We start from the raw sequence: 22727 nt of genomic DNA, 5'->3' as shown, positions 1-22727 counted from the left end.
AAATCAAAAATCTAAAATTCGGAAGTTCAATTATATTTTGAGTCTTGTTAGTGTGAGGCGAGTGAAAAAATCCCGGTGATAGGGGAGAAGGTATTTGGAGCAAGTCTTTTCAACAGTTAACAGTCAACAGTTATCCGGTGTATATTCGGAGATTCATTGTTGTATTTAACTAATAACTGATAACTGTGGAAAGCTGCTGAGTTCTCAATTTAGCAATTTTAATTTTTAGTAATTGAGAAACTTTGTTGTGCGTACTTTATCAATACCATAACCATGACCTCAATTTTAGAAAGGAAGGAAAGCGGTAGCTTTTGGGATCGTTTGTGTCAATGGATTACTAGTACCGAAAATCGGCTATATATCGGCTGGTTTGGGGTTTTAATGATTCCTACACTCTTAACAGCTACCACCTGTTTTGTCATTGCTTTTATTGCTGCACCACCCGTTGATATTGATGGGATTCGAGAACCTGTTTCTGGTTCTTTGTTGTACGGTAATAACATCATTACTGGTGCTGTTGTACCCACATCCAACGCCATTGGATTGCACTTTTACCCAATTTGGGAAGCTGCATCAATGGATGAATGGCTTTACAATGGCGGCCCTTATCAATTGATTATTTTGCATTTTCTCATTGGTATTTTCTGCTGGTTGGGTAGACAATGGGAGTTAAGCTACCGTCTAGGGATGCGTCCTTGGATTTGTGTGGCTTACTCTGCACCTGTAGCGGCTGCAACTTCTGTGTTTCTAATTTACCCCATTGGTCAAGGTAGCTTTTCTGACGGGATGCCTTTGGGAATTAGCGGCACTTTTAATTTCATGTTTGTTTTCCAAGCCGAGCATAATATCCTCATGCACCCATTCCATATGTTAGGTGTGGCGGGGGTATTTGGTGGAGCTTTGTTCTCTGCTATGCACGGTTCTTTAGTATCTTCTTCCCTGGTGAGGGAGACAACAGAACTTGAGTCAGTTAACTACGGTTACAAGTTTGGTCAAGAACAAGAAACCTATAGCATTGTAGCGGCTCACGGTTATTTTGGCCGCTTAATTTGGCAGTACGCCAGTTTTAACAATTCCCGTTCTTTGCACTTTTTCTTGGCAGCTTGGCCTGTAGTGGGGATTTGGTTTACAGCTTTGGGTATCAGTACGATGGCGTTTAACCTGAATGGGTTTAACTTTAACCATTCCATACTTGAGTCTAATGGCCGTGTGATTAATACATGGGCTGATGTTCTCAACCGTGCCAATCTTGGTATAGAGGTGATGCACGAGCGTAATGCTCACAATTTCCCTCTAGATTTAGCTAGTGGTGAAGCTATACCTGTAGCTTGCCAAGCTCCGGTGATTCACGGTTAACTCTGCAATTTTAGTTGAAAAAAAGCATCCTTTGGTAACGAAGGGTGCTTTTTTAGTTAATTAGAATCATAATTTAAGTGTAAATATTTATGTCAATATTTATTATGCGATCGCATTACACTTCCTTCAGTTTCTGAACAAAAATCAACCCTATTTCTTCAGAATCAGGGCTAGTTGTTCAACAGCAGATTTATTAAGTATTGAAAATGAATGTTAAATATTGATGCAAAATGGGAATTTCTCTTGAATTTATTGCGGGATTTTTCAGATGATATTTTCAAATCATTCGATCAATCTCAGGAGCATAAATTCAGGTGTTAACTTCAACCTTATTCGCTGCTGCAACCGCACCCCTAGAGTGGAGTCCCGCAATTGGGATTTTGATGATTGTTGCTAATATCATTGCTATTACCTTTGGTAAATTTAGCATCAAGTATCCCAGTTCAGAACCAGCTTTACCTTCTTCTAATCTCTTCGGTGGCTTTGGTTTACCCAGTTTATTAGCAACTACAGCCTTTGGTCACATCTTAGGAGTAGGTCTTATTTTAGGGTTACATTACCTAGGTAGATTTTAGGACGAAAAGGCAGGAAATAAACAGTAAAAACAAGCAAAAACTTTTGCTAATTTCAGGTGGTATCTCTACTTACTCCATGCTGAACTAAATAATTTAGTTATTGATTGTTGTGTCTGTATCTATGAGCCAGAGAATATATTCTCTGGCTCTTTCATCCTATAAGGGAATGGGGAATGGGGAATGGGGAATGGGGAATGGGGAATGGGGAATGGGGAATGGGGAATGGGGAATGGGGAATGGGGTAAAAATCTCCCTTGTCTCCCTTGTCTACCTTGTCTCCCTTGTCCCCCTGCCCCCTGCCCCCTGCCCCCTGCTCCCTGCCCCCTGCCCCCTGCTCCCTGCCTCCAAAAGCCTGCCTCCAAAAGCCTGCCCAACTTTCATCTGACTGCAACCAAAGGCTGACGTGGGGTAACTTGCCGCCGTACTGACTCCCCAGTTAATAGTTCTACAACATCCATGCCATTACCAATGACACCTGGTACACTGGGATACCCAGCAGTTGCACCCACTAAAAACAAGTTGGGTAATTCTGTTCTGTATCCTATGCGATTTAATCCCACTTGTTGGGGTACTAATTTCGCACCATAAATATTACCGTTTGGTTGTCCTAAGTAATATTCGCTGGTGGTGGGTGTACCGTAAACTTTCATGCGCGCGTAATTCTCTATGTCAGGAATCAAATCTTTCACACTCTGCATGATTTGTTGGTAAACTTCGCGCTTTTTGGCTTTGTAAGCTTGGGAGTCAGTTTTGTGGAGATGTTCAAAAGGCGCGTAGGGGCAAACTGTGGCAATTTCTAGAATATGATGTCCTGGGGGAGCAATTCCTGGTTCATGGGATTTTATTGTCGGACAAGAGAGGAAAATCCACGGTTGGGTAAAGTTACCTTGCAATTGTTGTTGATATTCTCTGTTGATGTCTCCTGTAGGATAATACCAAACATTCCAATTACCAATGCCATACCGTTCGGGTTTAAAGCGGCTATCTAAACCCAGGTAGATATTAAAAGCACTAGCTGAATATTCATAACCAGTTAACCGCCGACGTTCCCTATAGCTAATAGCTTCATTGTCGTGCATTAACTCGACTGTTAATTTCGGGTCAAGGTCACTAATATAAGCCTTGGTAGCACGATAGATTTTACCGTCAGCTAGTACACTATGAACACTACCGTTACTGACTTGAATATGATTCACGGTGGTAGCATAGGCAATGACACCCCCACCTGCGATGATGCTATTCACAATGGTGTCTACAAAGTGCTTAAAGTGGTGTTTGGGATAATAAGCACCTTCAGAATAGTCCCAAACGAGAGAAGTATGGGTGAGGAGGGCAATTTCTTGGGGTGGTAGTGCGTAGTCCCCACTTTGTCCCGCTAGAATTGCTTGTAATTTTGGTGATAATCCGACATAGTTATATAAATCTTGCAAAGTCCAATTCCGCTTACGGAATAAATGGAGATATTTAGGCAACTTTAACCAGTCAGTCCACTTTTGGTCATACCAATGCACCTCCTGCCCTAAGTTGTGAATTTCTTGATGGAGTTGTTGAATTTCACGACAGTAGCGGTTGATAGCATTAGCTTCTTCCGGGAAAGTAGAAAGTAATCGGTAACGCAGATTTTCCCACCCTAGGGGGATATTAAAATCTGCTTCTGGTGTGATAACTCGATCTATGCAATCTGGATTAAGGCTATTAAACGGAACATCTCGGTTAATATAGTTGAGAAATTGCGCGATCGCCTCACCTTGACCACATTGAGAAATATAATGTACATCAGCACAAAAACTGTATTCCCCATAATCAAAAGTGTGGCAGCAACCCCCAGGTAAATAGTGTTTTTCTAAAACCGCTACATGATATCCTTGACGCGTTAAGCAAGCTGCTGTTGCTAGTCCACCTAATCCAGCACCTAAAATTACATAATCGAAGATTTCCATATTACCCTCCTCTGGTCATCTTGATTGCTTTTGATTTCAGGGGAGACAAGGGAGACAGGGGAGACAAGGTAGACAAGGTAGATTTTTACCCCAATGCCCAATGCCCAATGCCCAATGCCCAATGCCCAATGCCCAATGCCCCATGCCCAATGCCCCATGCCCCATACCCGATGCCCGAAAATTCCTTAAATTTGAATTTTGAACTTTGAATTGATATGCCCTATTACCCATCCCCTCGTGGGTGGAGTTTTTTATTAATGCTTTTTAGTGATCTAAAATTCCCTGATGGGAATAGGGAACAAAGTTTTTTGAGTTTAGTGTTACTAAAAATATAGTCAAATATTTTTAGCTGGATTTGGTATTACCCTGAAGGTGAAAAATTCAAAAAACTTTAGCCAGTAATTTCTATTCAGTGGCAGATACTAATTCGCATTTCAGATATTAAGTGAGTCGTCGGGAATAAATGAGAGAATTTTCAATCTATTCTCTGTTTTAAATTACACACCAGTTTTCAGTAAAAAGGTAATAGCTGGGCGATCGCTAATTTTTAGCTATCAATGCACTTTAGTCTATCTAGAATCACAACACTTGTTCAACGATTTTTATGTTTCTTTATTTCTCAAGCTAGGTAGAAACCCCAACGCCAGTTCTCTAAAAAGCCATAAAAAACCGGGTTTCTGAACGAAAGATTAAGGTTTTAAGCTGAGGGATTTGCAAGAAACCCCGTTTTTAACCGGTGCAAGAAGTGAGTCTACCTTGTCTCCCTTGTCTCCCCTGCTCCCCTGCCCCCCTGCCCCCTGCCCCCTGCTCCCATGCCACCCACAAAACCCTGCCCCCCACAAAACCCTAATTTAACTCCCCTGCCCCTCCGCCTCTTTTCGGAGTTAGACTAGATTAGATAAGTAGTAATTTCCAGTTATTGCGATTTTTGCTAGAAGAGTAGTCAAAAAAATATGCTCGGCTGATGGCAACAGACAAAGGGTAATTTTTATGAAAAGTTCTACTAAGAAGACATTGATGAAACAGCAATCACCAAAGCGCGTTGCTTGGACTGGTGCATTAGCAGCCAGTTTAATTATGTTGCCGAGTATGTTTGGAGGTAATCCTGCTTTGGCAGAAAAGACAGAGCGCGATCCTTTAACCTATGGGGGATTAATCCAGAAAATTAACCAAGATCAAGTTAAAAAAGTAGAACTGGATGAAACCGAACAGATAGCAAAAGTTTATTTAAAAGGTCAAAAGCCAGATACACCACCACAACAGGTAAGGCTATTAGAGCAGAATACAGAGTTAATTAATAAACTCAAAGAAAAAAATGTTGATTTTGGGGAAATATCTTCCGCTAATAGTAGGGCGGCGGTAGGGTTATTGATTAACCTGATGTGGATTTTGCCTCTGGTGGCTTTGATGCTGCTGTTTTTGCGTCGCTCTACCAATGCTTCTAGCCAAGCTATGAACTTTGGTAAATCAAGAGCGCGTTTCCAAATGGAAGCGAAGACTGGAGTAAAATTTGACGATGTAGCCGGCATTGAAGAAGCGAAAGAAGAATTACAAGAAGTTGTCACCTTTTTAAAACAGCCAGAAAGATTTACAGCCGTTGGCGCGCGTATTCCCAAAGGGGTGTTGTTGATAGGCCCCCCAGGTACAGGTAAAACTTTACTAGCAAAAGCGATCGCTGGGGAAGCTGGTGTACCTTTCTTTAGTATTTCCGGTTCAGAGTTCGTAGAAATGTTTGTGGGTGTGGGTGCTTCCCGTGTCCGTGATTTGTTTAAGAAAGCTAAAGATAATGCCCCTTGTCTGATATTTATTGATGAAATTGACGCAGTAGGTAGACAACGGGGTGCAGGTATCGGTGGCGGTAACGACGAAAGAGAGCAAACCCTCAATCAGTTACTGACTGAGATGGATGGTTTTGAAGGTAACACAGGCATCATTATTATTGCTGCTACCAACCGTCCTGATGTCTTAGATGCAGCACTACTCAGACCGGGACGCTTTGACCGTCAGGTGATAGTTGATGCACCTGATCTTAAGGGTCGCCTAGAAATTTTAAAAGTTCATGCCAAAAATAAGAAAGTTGATCCTAGTGTATCTTTAGAAGCGATCGCCCGCCGCACACCAGGATTCACAGGTGCAGACTTAGCCAACCTGCTCAACGAAGCTGCCATTCTCACCGCCAGAAGACGTAAAGAAGCCATCACCATCCTTGAAATTGACAATGCTGTAGACCGAGTAGTTGCAGGGATGGAAGGCACACCCTTAGTAGACAGCAAGAGCAAACGCCTCATTGCTTACCACGAAGTTGGACACGCCTTAATTGGTACATTAATTAAAGACCATGACCCAGTGCAGAAAGTCACCCTGATTCCCAGAGGACAAGCACAAGGTTTAACTTGGTTTACCCCCAACGAAGAACAAGGCTTAATTTCCCGTTCTCAACTCAAAGCCAGAATTACATCTACTTTAGGGGGTCGTGCCGCCGAAGAAATCGTCTTTGGTCAAGCAGAAGTGACCACCGGCGCAGGTGATGACCTCCAAAAAGTGACATCAATGGCACGCCAAATGGTGACAAGGTTTGGGATGTCTGAATTAGGGCCATTATCCCTAGAAACTCAGAATAACGAGGTATTTTTAGGGCGTGATTGGATGAATAAATCAGAATATTCTGAAGAAATTGCCGCCAAAATTGACTCACAAGTCCGTGAAATTGTCAATAGTTGCTACCTAACTGCTAAGGAATTATTGCAAGAACACCGAGCATTAATGGAACGCCTAGTAGATTTGTTAGCAGACGAAGAAACAATTGACGGTGACTTATTCCGCACAATTGTAACTGAGAATAATACACAATTAGTTGATCAAACTGTGGCTGTATAGACACATCTTGGTTAAAAACCGGGTTTCTTGCAAATCCCTCAGCTTAGAAACCTTAATCTTTCGTTCAGAAACCCGGTTTTTTAGGTCATCCCTCAGCTTAGAAACCTTAATTTTTCGTTCAGAAACCTGGTTTTTTAGGGCTTGTTGAGACAACTACGGGAGTGAATTAAGGAATGAGTAATAAGTAATGAGTAATACCCATTACTTATTACTTATTAGTTATTACTTCAAAAATAATCAACTACCTACTGTTTTCTTGAATTACCTCTAGCAATTTGCTGTTGGGCAAACATTTCTCTTAACACCATTGCGGGGTCTACGTAGTTATTAGCGTATTTCATAACCCAGTGGAGGTGGGGGCCTGTGGTGCGTCCAGTCATACCAATTCTGCCAATTCTAGCTCCAGTGGAAATTGTTTGGCCTTCCCATATCTGGATTCCACCAGCACGATCAATCATAAACCGCCGACCATTAGCGGTTTCTACATAACCTTCCATATGACAATAGGTGTGTTCCCATTGACCAGATTTAATCACTACGTAAGTACCACAAGCACCTTGATCCCCAACTTTGGTGACTATACCAGCCCACCAATTGCGAATATAACTACCGTGGGGCGCAGCAATATCTAAACCATTGTGAAATTCCCAATTATCACCACCTGTAGCAGAACGGCGATAGCCAAACGCAGAGGTATAGGCTTGAAAATTCTCTACAGGAAAAGATGCTGCTGACCAACTATTACTAGTGGCTACTGTGCTGGAGTTAACTTCTCTAGCTCTCACAATCTCGAATCTTGGTAATAGAGTGATGCAGCTAACAATACTTAAACCTAAAGCTAATAGCGTACATTTCGCAACAACTACTTTTGCTTGCCGCTTACTCATTATTCTTATTCCTTAAGCCACCTAAATCTAACACCTAGAAATTTATTTAATGTTCTTGTAAATACCCTAATAAATCTAAATCAAAACTTCATATTTTCCAGTAGAAAATATCTTATATGAATCATTAGATTTACTCTATAAGTATATACTTACGAGTATTTACTTACCCAGTCAAATAGCTTAATCTATAACTCTTTTTACTGTCAAACTATTTCTGAATTTGATTTAAGTAGCTGCTTACGTCACGCTACTAAATGTACTGTTAATTTTGTATTAAATATTACTCAGATAAATGATTAAGACTCATCAAAAGACAGATTAGCCAATGGATAGTTGCCAAGGGTGCGAAATATTGTTAACTTTTATGCTTAAAATTACTGAATCAGTCGATTGATGATGAGATTAAGCATCAATCGAACCATTTGCAGGACGCACCAAAGCCATGCTGACTGAGATATTACCTTTCCGTTTTGAAATAGACACAGTTGCGATCGCTGGAGCAAGTTTGTGGTCTTTGGCGTTATATTTAGCTTTTTCCCCGTTGAGTGAATGGGTAATGGAACAACTCAACCGTTGGTTTAACTTTGCCGAGCGATCGCTTTACACTAGTGAAAAAGAATTTGAAAAAACCCGCAAAGCCAGAGAATCACAAAACGCCTTTTACGCCTCACTATTTAGCATTGTGCCGTTTTTGATTATTGGTGCTTTATGTAACTGGGGCGTAGAAATCAGTTTAGGACGTAGTTGGGCAATTAGTACAGGTCTACTAGCCTGTATGGGTTGCGGGATTTATGAATTAGGGCGTAGAGATGGTGAGTCTTCGGAGTGACAAGCAGGAGGCAGGGGCAGAGAGCGGGGAGCAGGGGGAGACAAGGGAGACAAGGGAGACAAGGTAGAAATATTTACCCCAATGCCCAATGCCCCATGCCCCATGCCCCAAAATTCCTTAATTTTAAATTTTGAATTTTGAATTTTGAATTTTGAATTTTGAATTTTGAATTGATTAGTCGCCAGAGTATGTAATAATAAGCCGATCGCTAGAGTAATAAGTTACCGACTGTGCAATCAACGGATAGTATGAATGACCTGGCAGCTGCTTTACAACAGCCTGCTGATCTGACTTTTGAACTACCAGATCCCGAAGACGAACAGATTCCAGAGTCAGATTTCCAACAACAATTGGATATAGCTTGGCAGGTGTGCGATCGCTTTGATTTGCAAACTGAAATTTGGCGGGGGCGTATTTTAAGAGCAATCCGCGATAGAGAAAAAAAAGGTGGTGATGGGCGCGGTACTGGTTTCCTCAACTGGCTCAAGCAAAGGGAAATCAGCAAAAGTCAAGCCTATGCCTGGATTCAATTGGCTAACAGTGCTGATACCCTGCTCGAAGAGGGGAAGCTTGAACCCAGTGCAGTCAATAACTTCAGCAAACGCGCTTTTGTGGAAACCTCTAAAGCCTCCCCAGAAGTGCAACAAATGGTAAGTGAAGCCGCTAGTAAAGGCGATCGCATTACTCGGCGTGAAGTTCGTCAACTCACAGACGAATGGACTGCTATGTCTTCAGATTTGTTACCAGAACCTGTCAAAGTAAAAGCTGCTGAAAACTCCCTTCCGCCCCGCTACATTGCCCCTCTAGTCAAGGAAATGGAAAAACTGCCAGAATCTCATCAAAAGTTTATCCAAAAGGAAATAGCAGCTAATCCTGATGTGGATACTCTCAAGCAGGTAACTACAGAAGCGCGACAACTAGCCAAATACCTCAAATCTGCCGCTCAAGTCCAAGCGTTGACACAAGAAAATGTAGACATCGAAACAGCCCTAGAAGAAGCCCAAAGAGTCGGGTGTTTGAGCATAGCGGCTGATTTAGTCAATCAAGCATCCCAAATTGAACAAACCATTGCGAAGTTATACATGACGTGGAAACGCATCACTAACTTAGCTGATAGGTTATATGTAGATACTGGTGCAAGTACACCCAACCTGCGATCGCTCCTCACTTGCATTGAACCCCTAGGCAGCGAAATCATGGAAGTACAACTAAGTGGAGCTACAGAACACACAGTCCGCCTCCACATTCAGGAAACAAATTAGTAATTACGAATTACGAATTACGAATTACGAATTATTCTCTACCTACTCCCCAATAACCCACAATTTGGTGACTTCAAATCTGTAGTGTAAGGTGTGACAATAGGTGCTTGAGCTACAAGCACTACATTACCATCACGATTTATTACCCAGCCTTGGGCTTCGATAATTGCCGTATAGCGATCGCCAGATGCAAATTCTTCTGTATTCTGCTTTATCTTACCAGCATGATTTTCTCTATCTAGTGGTAATTTAATCCACTCTGTAATTACAGCATCATCCGTCAATGTATCGCCCGGACTACGTGTAATACCTCCTCGGCCTGTAGTAATAAATGAGCTTTTTTCAGTGTTCTTCCCTGAACTGCAAACTGCATTAATCTGGGCAGAATTATCAACAGGATTGGTTGGTAATTCTGTTAAGCTTTTGCTAGGATCAACATCAGGTGTATTAATTATTACTTGCCCATTTAATACCGGATTTTGCTGAGAAAATGCTGTAATGTCGTTGGTTTGTAGTCTATTAGGATTTAGCTCCTGGGGATTTTCAGTACCTAACACCCTCACCAAATTTTCCCCACTACGGGGTACAAAGCCAAAAATTTTTTTGGTGTTAATTGTAATTTTCCCCCCAGTGCCAGCAAAAGCATTGGCTGTAATATCGCTATTTTCTAAAGGAGATCCCACAATGAAGCCATTAGCAGCATTAATAGTAATATTGCCACCATCTCCTTCTCCTAATATCTTGCCAGCATTGGTAGAAATTTGACTGTTGCGACGCATCAAGAGTAAATTTCGCACATTGAGGGTGATATCCCCACCCCTACCAACTTCACTTTCCGCTAAAAGTATTCCTTTGTTGTCTAGGCGAATGACACGAGCATTGATATTCATTTCACCTGCTGCTCCTAAGTTGGTGGGATCTCCTTGGTAGATAACATTTGGTTCTCTTGCACTACTAACAGTTATCGCTCCCCCATCACTCACAATTAACTCGCCTGTATTAATTGTTAAATTACCGGCTATTCCAGGGCTTCTAGTTGCGGTAGAAAAAAGAGTGGGAGAACCATTAGTTGAAGTACCAATTATTTCTACAGACTCGGAGGCGTTGACAGTCAAATTACCACCTTTACCTATAGCTGGTAAAAATTCATTAGGGCGTAACCTGTCCCTTTTACCTCCTGATTCGGTGGCTATGATCGCTCCATCTGCAATGCGTAACTTACGGGTGTTAATTATGATGTCCCCAGCATCTCCAACACTAGCAGTAGCACTAATGAATCCGGTGCGAACTACGGAATTACCAAAAACAAGACTACCACTTAATTCTACGGAATCTGAAGCATTGATAATGAATTTTCCACCTGAACCCAAACCTGATGTTCCCGTGCGGACTTGTGCTACATTCCTAACAATGAGCTTGCCAGTGGTAATCTCTAAGTCTCCAGCTTTTCCAGAACCGGAAGTTTCAGTCATCAAAATTCCAGATTTGAAACCAACTAGTTCTACAGATTCTGAGGCCTTGATTGTTAAGTTACCTCCTGCTAGAGAACCTAAAGTTCTAGCCAAAATCTCTGATCTATTAATCAGAATTTGCTTACCTTGTAAAGAAATACTACCGCTACCTTCACCGCTTGCATCTACTATTCCTCGATTGGTTAGTTGAATATTCTGGAAGTTCTGCACATTTTCATATCCCAGAATCCAATTTTGATTAGTATTTTTAACCTCAACTAAGCTATTATTACCAACACTTCCTAGCTCAATTCTTCCCTGGCTGGCTGTAAGATTTCCACCCTCCAATATTAAATCACCGCCTACTAAGGCCAAAGTTTTACCTGATGCCACCTGTAAACCAGCAGGTGAGTTCAAGCTATTAGTTGCTCCCCCCAAACTAGCTTGAGATTGATTACGAATGGCAGCAACATTAGTTCCAAATTGTAAGCCTATAGGCACACCGACAGCTAACAGTGGTACAGTTTGAGGATTTGTAGCACTAAACTGGATGTTATCGTTAAAGTTAAAACTACTAGCTGTGCTAGCTATAAATGAACCTTTAATATCTAAAGCTGCATTAGATTTAAAAACAATCCCATGAGGATTAATTAAAAATAAATTGGCTGTATCATTAGCTTTGATAATCCCATCAATATCAGAAATGGAATTGCCTGTTACCCGGCTAATAATATTTTGAATATTTGTGGCATTGTTGAAGTGAGCTGTAGTGCCTTGAGGTAAAGAAAATTGGGCAAAACTGTGGAATAAATTATTGCCACGAACTGCGCCACCATTTATTTGATATACACTGTTGCCATTCACTGGTGTTTCTGTAATCATTGAATGTTCAGAGCCTAAAGAATCATCTGCTTTGATCTGGGCTAAAGCACAACTGGCGGATAAAGTCAATACACTAGTACTTGTTAAAACACTTACTAGCCCTAATATCCAATAGCGATCGCTTTGAGTCTGATACATTAAAAACTTTACACCCCAATTTATTCAGTACTAAAAATTAAATAGCATAATTATCTGATCTGTAAAACTATTAAATTAATCAGCACCACAATCACATCTCAAAGAATTTTTTAAGTATGAAAAAACTTAAAGGTGTAAGTATTAAAATTCCTTACACCCCTACACCCCTTTTTCAAGCTAGAACGAGTTGAAAAAACGGGACTATGTTAAGTAATGTAAAAAAAACTAAGATTGAGTTCTCACTACACACCTTTTATTATTTACCCTGTTCTACTGATTTTTTGGCTGCATACGTCAACTATTTAGTCCGCTATCACATCCAGCAACCTTTAGGATCTCCATCAATGGGGCAAGGTATAATCAATGATATTTGTTGTTGCAGAGTTGGCTTCTGCATCATGAAAAAAGATTGCATTTCCTGTTCACTATTGACAGTATTGCTAGCGTCCAATTGATTGAAGTCTATTGTATATTGCAGTTTCAGTATCTCTGGATTTGATATACCGTATTTTTCCAGAACCTGATTTAACTTAGACGTATTGAGGATTGCTAGTAATTCCTGTTTAATCTCTTTTTCAAATTCTGCCAATGTTTCCGCATCTAAGGCTATTGGTTGTAGATTGTTAGAAGTCATAAATATTTGTCATCCTTGCAAGCTATTGTAGATATATAAGTTAAGGTGATGTCGATCAATAAATTTTGGCTAGATATTTTTCAGCTAAAAGAGTAGGAATCCCAAATTTTACTCAACTTCACTTAATTACTGCTACATCTTACTTAGTCGAAATTATGCGATAAGTTATAAAAGTTTACATAAAATATGTAATTGCGGGACTTCAAGATAAAAAGATATTCAAACTGTAGGGTGCGTCAGTATGAATAATTTCTGAGTATATTTAGGTTATATCGCACTGACGCACCCTACCCGTACCATTAATTTCCGATAATTGATTTTTTGCTGTTCCCTGGCTCAAAACCATCCACAACACAATACGGTTCAGATAACCCGATTTTTGCTACTGCCGTTCCCTGTTCCCTTACCTCAATAGAAGAACTTTCTTAACTGAACCGTATTGACCGAAATTAATGGGATACAAGCCCCGTCCTTCTAGGACGGCTTTTTATTAATTTTTAACTTCCGAACCAGTTCTCTAAGTACGTCGGATTTTGTTCTTTTGGTCGATTGGCAGTATTCCTCAAGATGCGCCAACTCTTCCTCTGTTAGCCTAAAAAACACACTTTTATTCATTGATTTATATATCGTAATGATATACAATAATAGCAGATTTCAATAAATTCAATGAAAGCCAGATATCAATTCCGCTTCTACCCGACAGACCAACAAAAGCAACTGTTAGCGCAGTTGTTTGGTTGCGTCCGCGTAGTCTGGAATGATGCCCTAGCTATTTGCAAGCAGTCCGTTAGCGTAGCGGGCGAGCGTACCCGCTCGACAAAGCTTCCTAGTAACAACGACTTACAAAAGTTAGTGATTACGCAAGCTAAAAAGACTGATGAGCGTTCATGGTTGTCTGATGTTTCTAATATCCCATTGCAACAATCTGTTGCTGATTTAGGAGTTGCTTACAAAAACTTTTTCGATTCACTCAAAGGTAAACGCAAAGGTAAAAAAGTCGGTACTCCTAAGTTTAAAAAGAAAGTGGGGAGACAATCGGCACGGTTTAGAATTGGTGGATTTTCAATCAAGGGTGAGGAAATATATCTAGCTAAAATTGGTAATGTTAAACCTATTTGGTCAAGGCAGTTACCCTCTGCGCCAAGTAGCGTAACTGTCATCAAAGACTGCGCTAACCGCTATTTCTTAAGTTTTGTTTTGAGAATTGAACCTATTCATCCCGATGCCAAAAACCAAAGTATTGGTATTGATTTAGGAATTAAAACTTTTGCTGTCATGAGTAACGGGGAGAAAGCATTAAGCCCTGATTACTCAAAGAAAGACCGCAAAATTCGTAAACTACAACGCAATCTAGCAAGGCAGCAAAAAGGCTCTAAACGTCGTGAAGTCACCAGATTAAAGATTGCCAAGCAACACAATCAAATTGCAGATACCCGCAAAGATTTTCTGCACAAGCTATCAACCAAAATAGTTAATGATAACCAAGTAATTGTTTTGGAAGATTTGAATGTATCAGGAATGGTTAAAAACCGTAGACTATCTAGGGTAATTAGTTTGCAGGGATGGAGAGAATTTAGGAATCTTTGTGAAGCTAAATCAGAAAAGTCTAACCGTGATTTTCGCGTAATAGATAGGTGGCAACCAACAAGCCAAATTTGCTCTTACTGTGGATATCGTTGGGGCAAAGTTGATTTGTCTGTTCGCTCAGTGCTGTGCTTGAACTGCAACACTCAGCACGACAGAGATGAGAACGCATCCCAAAATATAAAGATGGTCGGCATGGGGCATCGGCACGACCTTAAACGGACGGGGAGCGACTGTAAGACTACTCCGGTAGCTAGTTGCTGTGAACCGTCAAGAATCACCGACGTTCTACGTCGGTGAGTATGTCAAGTATAACAAAAAACAACTAGATAAAAAAAACCAGCCTCCCACAGCTGGTTTAAAAATATTCATTCGCGTTGTCTTCTCAATAGAGTCAAAACCCAGTTGCGAGTTCCCAAAACGCAACGAGCAACTTTTCTTAACAATATTGTAACAGCCTACACAGTTTTTTTGAAGAAATTTACCAAAACAAGATACAGCTAAAGAAAATTAGCCTCTATCTTTGAGAAGATTTCAAAAAAGCCTCTCGATAGAGTCATAGACAGAGGAAAACTTAGGCAACAGATAAAATTAACCCTTCACAAGCTAGTAGTGCGTTCGGAAAAGCAGACTTGACTTCAGCTTGAACTTTGTCCAGAAAATCATCGTGGTCATCTGGGTGATGATGAGAGATGACTAACTGCTGCACATTTGCTTTCTGAGCTATTTCTACAGCTACTTGCCACAGAGAATCAGCACAGTCATGATCATGAGATGTGGGGGGAGTATAAGTAGCATTAGCAATCAGCAAATTCACCCCTTGAATAATTTGTAGAATATGCTCTCGTTCTACTGGCTCTGCACGATCGCTTAAATCTGTAATATAAGCCACACTATAATCTTGCCAGCTCACGCGGTAGCCAATTGATCGCTGATTTTGGTTAATCAGTGTAGTTTTAATGACAATATCATCTAATTTGACTTCACTGTTAGAGGTGATATTTTTAAACTGCAATTCAGACTGCATCACCTGTAGGGGATAGGGAAAGTGTGGTTGCAGCATTTGGTCACACAGAGATTGTTTGATGGAAGCCCCATTAGAAGCAGCCCCACCGTAAATATAAAAGCAATTGTGTGGAATAAAGGCGGGTGCAAAAAAGGGAAACCCTTGAATCCGATTTGATTGAGAATTGGTAAAAAATAAATGGGCTTCTAATGGCTGTTGTAAGTGCTGCCAAGTTTTGCCCAGTACGCGTAAACCAGTACCACCATCGAAAATTAAGTTTTTACCGCCTACCTGCATTTCTACACAAGCAGTATTACCCCCATAGCGGCTGGTGTTACCGTCTGGGGTGGGAATTAAACCCCTAACACCCCAAAATTTGAGAACGAAATCACCCACAAGCCCACTTGGTGAGTTGGCTGAATTTTCAGTTAGGTAGACTTGAGAACCTGACAGCTCAATATTTGACATTGTTTTTGCATTTAGACCTTACTGAGCAGGTCATCGTAGTGTCGCACTTCCAAAATTCGGTTCTGTTCGTCCACGAGGACTACCGTAGGAGTGTAACTTTTTAACTCTTCGGGAGTAAACTGCCCGTAAGCCATTATAATCACGCGATCGCCGATCATGCCTAGACGGGCGGCAGCCCCATTTAGTTCAATAATTCCCGAATGGGCTGGGGCAGGTATGGTATAAGTAACGAAACGTTCACCGTTAGCATTGTTCACTACTTGCACTTGCTCGTAAGGCAAAATGCCAGCTTTGTCTAATAAAATTTGATCGATGCTGATACTACCCACATAGTTGATGTTTGCGCCCGTCAGGGTGCAATTGTGAATTTTTGCTAAGAGGAGGGTACGCTGCATTTCGTTTCAAGATTATATGGCAATTTATTTAGTTGGCTGAGTCCTGAGTTCTGAGTAGGTATCCTGAATCTACAAGCGGTTCATAGCCACATTACACTCAAGATACTCCCAACTCAGCACTCACTACTCCCAACTCAGCACTTATCAGCACTGTTCATTTTTTACTTTAGTCTGACCAAAGAGCGATCGCCTACTATCCCTTTTGACTACTCCCCGCGCTGAAGCACGGGGATTCTAAACTGATGCTACGGGCTGAGGCTCAAGCCACTCCCCTTCGCATTTTACAGTTCTTTTCCCAAAGAAAGATCCTTGGCGGGACAGTCAACAGCCCCCTAACAACCTTGGCTAAATCTAAAATTAGATTTAGCTGTGTCGATGCTTTAATGAGCATATTGGCACTGGCGTTTAAATCAGCAGAGATTTGTTTACCAGTTGCACTGACAAACAAACCACGTTTGACTCGTTTTCCTGAAGATACCCAACGCCAGTCGCTACAATGGGGGGAACCCCCACAACGCGCTGGCTTCCCTTCCGGTTTTTCGCAGAATTTAGGTATTGTATCACCATCCAAAAACGACGCAAGACTTGTATAGCTTTCCTCAACTTCATGAAATGTAAGCTTTGATAGACTTTTCTACTAAGGGTGCTACCTTGTCCACGTTGTGCCAATCGAGTATTTGGGTGACTTTCTTTTCTAAATTTTTGTAACTGCGGAAAAATTCAGCAATTTCGTCTAAGCGGTGTGGTGCTATATCTTCCAAGGATTTTACGTGATTGTAACGCGGATCTTTGTCTGGTACACAAAGAATTTTTTCATCACGATCGCCACCATCAATCATTTCCAAAAACCCAATCGGTCTAGCAGGAATGATACAACCCGGAAAAGTTGGCTCATCCATAATTACCATACCATCCAAGGGATCGCCATCATCTGCCAAGGTATTGGGTATGAAACCATAATCGTAGGGATATTTGACTGAAGAATACAATACCCGATCTAAAGCAAAAGCTTGCAAGTCTTTATCAAATTCGTATTTATTTTTGCTACCACCAGCAATTTCAATCAGAACATTAATCACACCGGGTTTAGGCTGGGCTGGAATCAGGGATAAGTCCACAAGAAATTCCTCTCTATGTTTCACTAAAATTTATCGGGGACATACTCCCCGTGTTAAATTTTATGGCCAAGATGGACTTCTTCCAACGATGATTCTCAACTTCCCCTAATTATCAGATATGAGGGAATGGGGCATTGGGCATGGTGAGAGAAAAAAGGTGTGGGGAGTGTGGGGAGAGGGGGGAGTGTGGGGGGGAAAGATTTCTTCCCCATCCTCCCACACCTCCCACACCTCCCACACCCTGCTCCCCTTCCTCCTGCCCCCTGTGACTAGAAAGCGTTGCGAATAAACATCACAACGCCTTCTGCTACAAGGGTTTAATTATTCATCTCTCACTCAAAAGGGGGTTTCCCCATTCTTGAATCAAAATATCTCAGTCCTTCGCTAAGAACGCAGATTTAGCTCAGATACTGAATACAAAAATGCTAGCTCAACATTTTTTCTGTGTTGTTTGGGTTTATTACTTTTGGTTGGTGACATTTCATAGTCGATAATTTCGTCTATCGCTCACCTGGTTTTAGCTCGTAAGTCATAGGTTGCTGACTTTCTGGAACAGTGGCGGAATAATGGGCAATCACAAACACAGGCAGTGTTAGCGTGACTACGGCTATTATTGTTCCCACAATATCTGCCAAACGATGGGAATACGTATCGGGAGGGTTGGCAGACTGGCTATCTGAATTCATACAGAATTGGATTTAATCACAATTAATTGCAAGTTTGGCTCTCTAGTAGAGAGGTTGAATACTATTTTAACTATTTTCTTCAAATGTGTAGGCGATCGCAAGATTAACCAGTTTCGGGAGTGTCACACTTGTAGCCTTTGTACTGGGCAATCTTGATTGGTTGCAGACGAACATTGTTGACTTGACCGAGTACATAATTGTGTTAGGTTTTGGTAATTTATTGCTTCGGGTTAAGTAAAGGTTAAATACACAGTACGATTGCTGTTGTTTGAGGACATCAATTTTTTACCTAAATTATTTGACCCTAACTTTGATTTTATCATGTTTAATAGCTTTGTCTAAGGCAATTCTAGGGATTTAGTTGGTTCATCACGCCTCTAAAATTCTGCAATTTTACTGATATGTGCGATTTTTTAGAAACATTAAAAAATTTTAGACATAAATATCAATAAAAACTTAGCAATCAGCAGATTAGTAGATTGTCACCAGCTAAAAATCCTACTGTATAAATACAGATAAATTATCAGCATTGGCTAGTGACCATTCAGTAATTACACTAAGTTTTTTATACAAACCTGAGTTAATTAATTCAAGTAATATTAGTTTACCTTTATGAAAATGATTCATTAAACTAGATCAGGCGATCGCACTCGCGTTGGGTGTGTGAAGGACGGCGTAAGGTATCGGCATATACAGATGGTGCGTTACTTCGTTAACGCACCCTACAAGATCAGGCGATCGCACTAAATCAGGTTAAAATTGAGGTGGTATGTACTTCAAAAATATAGATGCCTGCAAAGGATATTTACCATAATGCTGTAAGATTTGCATTAGTCAAGGACGGTTGGAATATCTTAACAGAAGATTATACTTTGGAATATGGCGGCGATCGCTTATATGTAGATATTGCAGCAGAAAAATCTATTGCAGCAGAAAAACAGGGTCAAAAAATTCTTGTAGAAGTCAAAAGTTTTTTAGGTCGGTCATTTATTCATGACTTAGAGCAAGCTGTAGGTCAGTATGTTGTTTATCGAGATATTTTGTTAGAAACAGAATTAGATTTTGAATTATATTTAGCGATTACCCAAGGAACTTATAAAAGTTATTTTCAACGCCAGTTAACCCAAATGATTATCAATCGCAATCAAGTTAAATTGTTAATCGTTGATGCTGAAAGTGAGGTAATTGTGCAATGGATAGATTAAAGTATCATCGTCAAATTGTCCAAGAAGTTTTAACAGAATATTATCAATTGAATGAAAAATCTGGTTCTACAACCGAAAGTGCTTTAGCTTTTGATGAGGTACACGATCAGTATCTTTTGCTATTGATGGGTTGGCACAAAGATGAGCGGATTAAGAGTGTGATGATTCATATTCGGTTGCAGGATGACAAAATTTGGATTGAAGAAGATTGGACAGAGGATGGTGTGGCGACAGATTTGTTGCACAAAGGTATTGCACGGGAAGAGATTGTTTTAGCTTTTCATCCACCTCATGTCAGACAATATACTGAATTTGCGATCGCCTAATTTTTTGAGAATGCGATCGCTTGACTTTTCATATCAGCAACACCAGAGGCGATCGCACTTACAAAAACATTATGGGCGAATAGGTTTTATGAATCTTTTTTTAAGCGGGAATTTGCCCAAATTTCTCTAGAGAGATATCAGATTAAACAAATTGTTTATGACCCAATTCAAGAGGTAATTTTACAATGGATACCCTAGAGTCTTATCGTTATATCATTCAGTCGTTGTTAACGGCTTATGCTGCTATCCCCATCGCAAATGGTCAAATTGATTGTTATACAGTTTTTGATACAAAACAAGACCATTATATGGTGATGAATGTGGGATGGGATGGTCATCGGCGAGTTTATGGTTGTGTTTTACATTTAGATATTAAAGAGGGAAAAATTTGGATTGAGCAGAATATGACGGAAATGAGAGTAGCTCAAGAACTTGTTGAGCAAGGTGTTCTAAATGATGATATTATTTTAGGATTTCAAGCTCCCCAAATGCGAGAATATACAGGCTATGGAGTGGCTTAACAACTTTAAAGCGATCGCATTTCCGTAAGGGAAGTAAAAACTCAGGGCGATCGCACTACAAGATCAGGCGATCGCACTGCGGAAAGGTTAATATTTAATGATGATATTGCCTTTGAATAAATGGTAGGTTGGGTAGAACGATAGTGAAACCCAACAAATCAACATATTGGTTGGGATTATATAATGTTGGGTTTTGTTCCTCAACCCAACCTACAAGATCAGGCGATCGCACTAGGAGGCAGTGGAGACATCCCCCAAGTGCCGCATTGAGAAGTCGTCCCAAAGGGTTCCTCCTCTGGTTTGCGTTCGATTCTTCATATACTCGTAGCGGGGGACGTTTCCTTTTATGAAGTCTTTGTGTTCCGCCTTCGCCGGGAGCAAGGGTAGGGGTGGGTATTTCAGGGTTAGATCATCGTAGTAGTTCCAGTAGTCCTCTATGTAATCCAACATATTCTCGGCATGGACTGACATTTCATGCGTGAACGCTTGTAGGATGACACCCACGCGGCGATATGTGCCACTGTCGCCCTCCAATCCTTCAACCATTCTGTTCCAGAACAAGATATTGACTGTGAATTTTTTCACTTGCCGATTATAAATCGCTTGCCTGAATTTGGTCGGTGCGTCATCGTGGTTGAGACTTTTTCCGTCATTTGTCATACAACACAACTCCGTTACCGCGAAATCTCCTGTGCGTTGCTTGTTGTTGTCAGCACCTACAAAAAGCTTTGTCTGTCTGGCTAGCGCGAATCGTCCAAGTAAAGGCATGAATCTGTTACGTCCGTTCCTTAATTGTTGATATTCTTCTCCCGTTATGTCTTCCTGTTCCATACTTGAAAAGTTGTTGAGCGCCTGCCGTAGCATTGGATATTTGGTTGTTTGGCTAATATCTACCTCTCTCTGTACCCGCACGAGATTCGGTTCGGATTGAGCATTGCTGGGGTGCATTGCCAGAGAGTTGTTCTCCCTGCTCCCTCTCTGCTGCACCACATGGGTCAACTCATGCGCCAACAACTCCTGCCCCCCTCTTTTCCCCGGCTCATACGCCCCCTGCCGAAAGAACACATCCTGCCCTGTGGTAAACGCCTTCGCCTGTATCGACTGGTTCAACTGGTCAGCCTGAGCATCCGTATGCACCCGCACTCCGCTAAAATCAGCCCCAAACGCAAGCTCCATCGGTTCTCTGATGCTGTCTGCCAGTGGTTGTCCACCACCCCTTGCCCGTTGTATCCCCGCTTCCACATCGGGTGAGGCTGCCATTTCGCCGATATTCACACGCTGAATCAATGGCTGTACTGGGGTGTAAATTGATTGGTCAAATGTTGGTTCTCGTTCTTCTCCAGGCTCTCGAATGCTCAACTTCATCTGTATCGTAGGCGGTGGGGGTGATGATACTCCAGGTGGAAATATACTAAACTTGGGTATCATCGGTGCAATATCACGTTGTATTCTTTCTTCCTGCTCCTCTTTACTTTGCAATTGTGCTGGCTCATTTTCACTCTGTTGCGCGTTTATCCTCTGCACAACATCAGCCGCCACCCTATCCGCTTCTTGTTCATACTTATCCCCAGGCTCTCCAATAGTCAGTTTCGTCTGTATCCCCAGGGGTGGTGCAGGCGGTTGTGACGATGCTCCCCTTGTGATACCCAACACCCAGGAATTGTCTGTCTGTGTATTCAAGTCTGTTGGCTGTTCTTTATTCTGAATCACATCGTTGTTGATTGTTAAAAAGTCTCCTCCTGACTTGACTCCCTGTGGTTCATAGCTTGTGCTTGCATCTAACCTCTGCGGCTGTATTTCCAGTTTTGGCTGTAACGGTTGCTGATATCCCCCTGGTGGTAATATTTCAATATTTGTCAACAAACAACTTTTCTTATAAGACGACAATGCCTTGTTCTGCACTACAGTATTTTCATTAGCATCATCTTGTGGTCTAGACTCAACTTTAAATGGACGTGAAGCAAACTGATTTGTTGTAGAATCAGCAGGTTTTTTCCCGTTTCTTTGCACTCTGGTATACATAAAACTCTCCTGATAATGTTAGGTGAATTTGAATTATCTTCCTGGTAATCAATCAACAAAAATCTTAATTAAACCCGCAATTTTGTAGGGGCGGGTTTACATATATGCTCATCAATCAACGACAATCTTATTAAACCCGCCCCTACTTTCCAAACTGAAACGAAAGAGGATAACTCGACAAATGTAATTATTTCTTGCTCCCCTTCCCTCGTAGGGAAGGGGTTGGGGGTTAGGTTTAAAAAAGTTCCACACAGCGCAAAATCCTCAATCCTGTAATCATGGACAAACCAAACCTAATTTCCCAACTGAGACTAAAGAGGATAACTCGACAAATGTAATTATTTCTTGCTCCCCTTCCCTCGTAGGGAAGGGGTTGGGGGTTAGGTTTAAAAAAGTTCCACACAGCGCAAAATCCTCAATCCTGTAATCATGGACAAACCAAACCTAATTCCCAACTGAGACTAAAGGGGATAACTCGACAAATGTAATTATTTCTTGCTCCCCTTCCCTCGTAGGGAAGGGGCTGGGGGTTAGGTTTAAAAAAGTTCCACCCCGCGCAAAATAG

Annotated in this window: 24 protein-coding genes; 13 read left to right on the top strand and 11 right to left on the bottom strand. The window is 41.2% G+C overall.

Going from position 1 to position 22727, the window contains the following annotated elements; translation table 11 throughout:
- Positions 1-273: 273 nt before the first annotated feature.
- Together psbA and psaK are read left to right on the top strand one after the other, a co-directional pair.
- Complete coding sequence (gene psbA, locus ACPZ3T_RS07345) at positions 274-1356, top strand: photosystem II q(b) protein (protein ID WP_490274810.1); 1083 nt, start codon at positions 274-276, stop codon at positions 1354-1356.
- Positions 1357-1670: 314 nt separating this feature from the next.
- A complete protein-coding gene (psaK, locus tag ACPZ3T_RS07340) occupies positions 1671-1931 on the top strand; it encodes a photosystem I reaction center subunit PsaK (RefSeq protein ID WP_490274808.1) in 261 nt (86 codons plus the stop codon).
- Positions 1932-2082: 151 nt separating this feature from the next.
- On the opposite strand, the gene ACPZ3T_RS07335 is transcribed toward psaK, so the two are convergent.
- Positions 2083-2322: a hypothetical protein gene (locus tag ACPZ3T_RS07335; RefSeq protein WP_490274806.1), complete on the bottom strand. Its 240-nt coding sequence runs from the start codon at positions 2320-2322 to the stop codon at positions 2083-2085.
- On the bottom strand, positions 2309-3871 hold the full coding sequence (locus tag ACPZ3T_RS07330) for a phytoene desaturase family protein (RefSeq protein ID WP_490274804.1): 1563 nt from the start codon (positions 3869-3871) through the stop codon (positions 2309-2311). The genes ACPZ3T_RS07335 and ACPZ3T_RS07330 overlap by 14 nt, the downstream gene beginning before the upstream one ends.
- Positions 3872-3891: 20 nt before the next feature.
- On the opposite strand from ACPZ3T_RS07330, the gene ACPZ3T_RS07325 reads away from it, so the two are divergent.
- A complete protein-coding gene (locus tag ACPZ3T_RS07325) occupies positions 3892-4080 on the top strand; it encodes a hypothetical protein (RefSeq protein WP_490274802.1) in 189 nt (62 codons plus the stop codon).
- Between the two features lie 781 nt (positions 4081-4861).
- On the top strand, positions 4862-6748 hold the full coding sequence (gene ftsH, locus ACPZ3T_RS07320) for an ATP-dependent zinc metalloprotease FtsH (protein ID WP_490274800.1): 1887 nt from the start codon (positions 4862-4864) through the stop codon (positions 6746-6748).
- A 245-nt stretch (positions 6749-6993) separates the two neighbouring features.
- Here ftsH and ACPZ3T_RS07315 read toward each other — a convergent pair whose 3' ends face one another.
- Positions 6994-7635, bottom strand: coding sequence for a M23 family metallopeptidase (locus ACPZ3T_RS07315; protein WP_490274798.1), 642 nt, complete (start codon positions 7633-7635; stop codon positions 6994-6996).
- Positions 7636-8077: 442 nt separating this feature from the next.
- On the opposite strand from ACPZ3T_RS07315, the gene ACPZ3T_RS07310 reads away from it, so the two are divergent.
- The 3 genes from ACPZ3T_RS07310 to ACPZ3T_RS07300 all read left to right on the top strand — a co-directional run bounded on the left by ACPZ3T_RS07310 (position 8078) and on the right by ACPZ3T_RS07300 (position 9726).
- A complete protein-coding gene (locus ACPZ3T_RS07310) occupies positions 8078-8464 on the top strand; it encodes a hypothetical protein (RefSeq protein ID WP_490274796.1) in 387 nt (128 codons plus the stop codon).
- Positions 8461-8598, top strand: coding sequence for a hypothetical protein (locus ACPZ3T_RS07305; RefSeq protein WP_490274794.1), 138 nt, complete (start codon positions 8461-8463; stop codon positions 8596-8598). Before ACPZ3T_RS07310 ends, ACPZ3T_RS07305 begins: the two co-directional genes overlap by 4 nt.
- A gap of 114 nt (positions 8599-8712) precedes the next feature.
- Positions 8713-9726: a hypothetical protein gene (locus tag ACPZ3T_RS07300; protein ID WP_490274792.1), complete on the top strand. Its 1014-nt coding sequence runs from the start codon at positions 8713-8715 to the stop codon at positions 9724-9726.
- 38 nt (positions 9727-9764) lie between these two features.
- On the opposite strand, the gene ACPZ3T_RS07295 is transcribed toward ACPZ3T_RS07300, so the two are convergent.
- From ACPZ3T_RS07295 to ACPZ3T_RS07285, 3 genes are all read right to left on the bottom strand, one after another.
- Entirely contained in the window at positions 9765-12197 is a 2433-nt protein-coding gene (locus ACPZ3T_RS07295; protein WP_490274790.1) for a two-partner secretion domain-containing protein, read from the bottom strand.
- Positions 12198-12510: 313 nt separating this feature from the next.
- On the bottom strand, positions 12511-12831 hold the full coding sequence (locus tag ACPZ3T_RS07290; RefSeq protein ID WP_490274788.1) for a hypothetical protein: 321 nt from the start codon (positions 12829-12831) through the stop codon (positions 12511-12513).
- Between the two features lie 474 nt (positions 12832-13305).
- Positions 13306-13446 (bottom strand): ribbon-helix-helix protein, CopG family, encoded by a 141-nt coding sequence (locus ACPZ3T_RS07285; protein WP_096641987.1) that lies wholly within the window; start codon positions 13444-13446, stop codon positions 13306-13308.
- Between the two features lie 51 nt (positions 13447-13497).
- Here ACPZ3T_RS07285 and ACPZ3T_RS07280 point away from each other — a divergent pair, with 51 nt between their 5' ends.
- Positions 13498-14715, top strand: a complete 1218-nt coding sequence (locus ACPZ3T_RS07280; RefSeq protein ID WP_490274785.1) for an RNA-guided endonuclease InsQ/TnpB family protein — start codon at positions 13498-13500, stop codon at positions 14713-14715.
- 274 nt (positions 14716-14989) lie between these two features.
- Here ACPZ3T_RS07280 and ACPZ3T_RS07275 read toward each other — a convergent pair whose 3' ends face one another.
- Together ACPZ3T_RS07275 and panD are read right to left on the bottom strand one after the other, a co-directional pair.
- The gene (locus tag ACPZ3T_RS07275) at positions 14990-15889 is read right to left on the bottom strand and encodes an MBL fold metallo-hydrolase (RefSeq protein ID WP_490274783.1); all 900 of its coding nucleotides are present in this window, start codon (positions 15887-15889) and stop codon (positions 14990-14992) included.
- An 11-nt stretch (positions 15890-15900) separates the two neighbouring features.
- On the bottom strand, positions 15901-16284 hold the full coding sequence (panD, locus tag ACPZ3T_RS07270) for an aspartate 1-decarboxylase (RefSeq protein ID WP_490274781.1): 384 nt from the start codon (positions 16282-16284) through the stop codon (positions 15901-15903).
- 242 nt (positions 16285-16526) lie between these two features.
- On the opposite strand from panD, the gene ACPZ3T_RS07265 reads away from it, so the two are divergent.
- A complete protein-coding gene (locus ACPZ3T_RS07265; protein WP_490274779.1) occupies positions 16527-16877 on the top strand; it encodes a hypothetical protein in 351 nt (116 codons plus the stop codon).
- A 12-nt stretch (positions 16878-16889) separates the two neighbouring features.
- Here the strand turns inward: ACPZ3T_RS07265 and ACPZ3T_RS07260 are convergent, their stop codons facing one another.
- Positions 16890-17402 (bottom strand): inorganic diphosphatase, encoded by a 513-nt coding sequence (locus tag ACPZ3T_RS07260; RefSeq protein WP_490274777.1) that lies wholly within the window; start codon positions 17400-17402, stop codon positions 16890-16892.
- Between the two features lie 500 nt (positions 17403-17902).
- Positions 17903-18088: a TLTLP motif-containing protein gene (locus ACPZ3T_RS07255; protein WP_490274775.1), complete on the bottom strand. Its 186-nt coding sequence runs from the start codon at positions 18086-18088 to the stop codon at positions 17903-17905.
- 788 nt (positions 18089-18876) lie between these two features.
- On the opposite strand from ACPZ3T_RS07255, the gene ACPZ3T_RS07250 reads away from it, so the two are divergent.
- From ACPZ3T_RS07250 to ACPZ3T_RS07235, 4 genes are read left to right on the top strand one after another with little or no spacing between them, the layout of a single operon-like run.
- Positions 18877-19293: a XisH family protein gene (locus tag ACPZ3T_RS07250; RefSeq protein WP_490274773.1), complete on the top strand. Its 417-nt coding sequence runs from the start codon at positions 18877-18879 to the stop codon at positions 19291-19293.
- The gene (locus ACPZ3T_RS07245; protein WP_490274771.1) at positions 19281-19619 is read left to right on the top strand and encodes a XisI protein; all 339 of its coding nucleotides are present in this window, start codon (positions 19281-19283) and stop codon (positions 19617-19619) included. The genes ACPZ3T_RS07250 and ACPZ3T_RS07245 overlap by 13 nt, the downstream gene beginning before the upstream one ends.
- Before the next feature lie 30 nt (positions 19620-19649).
- The gene (locus tag ACPZ3T_RS07240) at positions 19650-19817 is read left to right on the top strand and encodes an element excision factor XisH family protein (protein ID WP_490277151.1); all 168 of its coding nucleotides are present in this window, start codon (positions 19650-19652) and stop codon (positions 19815-19817) included.
- Complete coding sequence (locus ACPZ3T_RS07235; RefSeq protein WP_490274769.1) at positions 19805-20140, top strand: XisI protein; 336 nt, start codon at positions 19805-19807, stop codon at positions 20138-20140. Before ACPZ3T_RS07240 ends, ACPZ3T_RS07235 begins: the two co-directional genes overlap by 13 nt.
- 231 nt (positions 20141-20371) lie before the next feature.
- Here ACPZ3T_RS07235 and ACPZ3T_RS07230 read toward each other — a convergent pair whose 3' ends face one another.
- A complete protein-coding gene (locus tag ACPZ3T_RS07230; protein WP_490274768.1) occupies positions 20372-22162 on the bottom strand; it encodes an eCIS core domain-containing protein in 1791 nt (596 codons plus the stop codon).
- Positions 22163-22727: the final 565 nt, after the last annotated feature.

This window comes from Aliinostoc maniaoense (assembly GCF_058172895.1).
The sequence above is the reverse complement of the archived record's forward strand: the minus strand, read 5'-3'. Positions and strand labels throughout refer to the sequence as shown.